We start from the raw sequence: 1,458 nt of genomic DNA, 5'->3' as shown, positions 1-1,458 counted from the left end.
GCCGTACTCCCACTCCTCCAACATCGACCGGGTGCGCTCCGGCGCGACACTGCTGCCGCAGAACGCGCGCGTGCTGCGCATGGCCCGCGACGCCGACCGCCCCGCACTCAAGAACCCCTCGCGAATCCCTCAACACCGCCTCAAGCCACCGGACACGACTGGCCAAACCATGCCGTCCCCGCGCCCGCTGCCCGCATCATGCAAGGACAACGGACAAGGAGGGCGGGCGAGTTGACGCAGGACGCGCACGTACCCGGTACACCGGGCGACGGCCACGGACACGCCGTGGTCATCGGCTCAAGTCTCGCCGGGCTCACCGCGGCACGGGCCCTGGCCAACTTCATGGACCACGTCACCGTCATCGACCGCGACTGGATGCCCCACGGCCCCGCCCGCCGCCGCGGCGTACCCCAGGCCCGCCACACCCACACCCTCACCCACACCGCCCAGCAGGGCCTCGAACAGCTCTTCCCCCACATCACCGCCGACCTGACGGCGGCCGGAGCCGTCCGCGTACACCCCGGCGCAGACCTCCTCGTCCTCGGCCCCGCGGGCTGGCTGCCCCGCACCGCCACCGGCCTGCCGCACCTCAGCGCCAGCCGCGACCTGATCGACGCCGTCCTGCGCGACCGGCTGCGCGCCGACCCGAAGGTCACCTTCCTGCCCCGCCACGAAGCCGTCGGCCTCCAAGGCGGCCCCCACGACACCGTCACCGGCGTCTGGATACGCCCCCTGACCCACCCCCGCACCCCCGCCACCACACCCCGACGACGGCTGATATCAGCCGACTTCGTCATCGACGCCAGCGGACGCGACTCCCACGCCCCCCAGTGGCTGGCCGACCTCGGCTACCGGCCCCCCAGGGAAACCGTCACCGAGACCCACACCTCCTTCGCCACCGCCGTCTTCGCACCCCCCGTCGGCCACGTCGCCGACTTCACCGCCCTGTTACTCATGCCCGCCCCCGGCCACCCCGCCCAGGGCACCCTCAACCCCACAGAAGGCGGCCGCTGGTCGGTCACCGTCACCACCGCCGACGGCCGCCCCGCCCCCGCCGACCACGCCGCCCTGCTGCGCGCCGCGGGCACCCTGCGCCACCCCCTGCTGCGCGACCTCATCGCCGCCGCCACCCCCCTCGGCCCCGTCTACCGCGCCACCGCCACCGCCAGCCGCTGGCGCCACTACGAGAAACTGCGCCGCTTCCCCGACCAGTTCCTCGTCGTCGGCGACGCCTACGCCGCCCTCCACCCCGTCCACGGCCACGGCATGACCCACGCCATCGCGGGCGCCCTCGTCCTGGACGAACTGCTCACCGCCCACGGCACCGCCATCGGCCTCGGCTACCGCCTGCGCCGCGCCCTGGCCCGCCACCTCGCCCCCGCCTGGCGCACCAGCACCCGCGCCCAACACGCCGCCCCCCACCACCCCACCCCACGCCCCGCCCCGCACCCCACCGCG

At 74.8% G+C, this 1,458-nt stretch carries 1 protein-coding gene and 1 pseudogene; both read left to right on the top strand.

The window, feature by feature from the left end:
• A pseudogene (locus tag ABZ659_RS35145) lies at positions 1–106 on the top strand (DUF5925 domain-containing protein); the annotation flags it as partial.
• A 125-nt stretch (positions 107–231) separates the two neighbouring features.
• On the top strand, positions 232–1,458 hold a 1,227-nt coding region (locus ABZ659_RS35140; RefSeq protein ID WP_360228839.1), incomplete at its 3' end, for an FAD-dependent monooxygenase.

This window comes from Streptomyces sp. NPDC006997 (assembly GCF_040635175.1).
GTDB lineage: Bacteria > Actinomycetota > Actinomycetes > Streptomycetales > Streptomycetaceae > Streptomyces.
Note: the sequence above shows the minus strand (reverse complement) of the source record. Positions and strands in the feature narration are given on the sequence as shown.